Annotated in this window: 1 rRNA gene; it reads right to left on the bottom strand. The window is 54.0% G+C overall.

What is annotated here, in order from left to right:
• A 23S ribosomal RNA gene (locus J2Z65_RS35080) occupies positions 1-1018 on the bottom strand; the annotation flags it as partial.

Below are 1018 nucleotides of genomic sequence, written 5' to 3'. Positions count from 1 at the left end.
GGTTAAGCCCTCGACCGATTAGTATTCGTCAGCTGCATGCATTGCTGCACTTCCACCTCGAACCTATCAACCTCGTCGTCTACAAGGGGTCTTACATACTGGGAAATCTCATCTTGAGGGGGGCTTCGCGCTTAGATGCTTTCAGCGCTTATCCCCTCCGTACATAGCTACCCAGCGGTGCCTCTGGCGAGACAACTGGTACACCAGCGGTACGTCCATCCCGGTCCTCTCGTACTAAGGACAGCTCCTCTCAAATTTCCTACGCCCGCGACAGATAGGGACCGAACTGTCTCACGACGTTCTGAACCCAGCTCGCGTACCGCTTTAATGGGCGAACAGCCCAACCCTTGGGACCTACTTCAGCCCCAGGATGCGATGAGCCGACATCGAGGTGCCAAACCTCCCCGTCGATGTGGACTCTTGGGGGAGATAAGCCTGTTATCCCCAGGGTAGCTTTTATCCGTTGAGCGATGGCCCTTCCATTCGGTACCACCGGATCACTAAGTCCGACTTTCGTCCCTGCTCGACTTGTAGGTCTCGCAGTCAAGCTCCCTTATGCCTTTGCACTCTGCGAATGATTTCCAACCATTCTGAGGGAACCTTTAAACGCCTCCGTTACATTTTAGGAGGCGACCGCCCCAGTCAAACTGCCCACCTGACACTGTCCCCATACCGGTTCACGGTACCAGGTTAGAACTCCGATACGATCAGGGTGGTATCCCAACGGCGCCTCCACCCAAGCTGGCGCTCAGGCTTCAAAGGCTCCCACCTATCCTGTACAGATCGTACCAAAGTCCAATATCAAGCTGCAGTAAAGCTCCATGGGGTCTTTCCGTCTTGTCGCGGGTAACCTGCATCTTCACAGGTATTAAAATTTCACCGGATCTCTCGTTGAGACAGCGCCCAAGTCGTTACGCCATTCGTGCGGGTCAGAATTTACCTGACAAGGAATTTCGCTACCTTAGGACCGTTATAGTTACGGCCGCCGTTTACTGGGGCTTCAATTCATAGCTTCGGG

This window comes from Paenibacillus aceris, from assembly GCF_017874035.1.
Taxonomy (GTDB): domain Bacteria; phylum Bacillota; class Bacilli; order Paenibacillales; family NBRC-103111; genus Paenibacillus_E; species Paenibacillus_E aceris.
The sequence above is the reverse complement of the archived record's forward strand: the minus strand, read 5'-3'. Positions and strand labels throughout refer to the sequence as shown.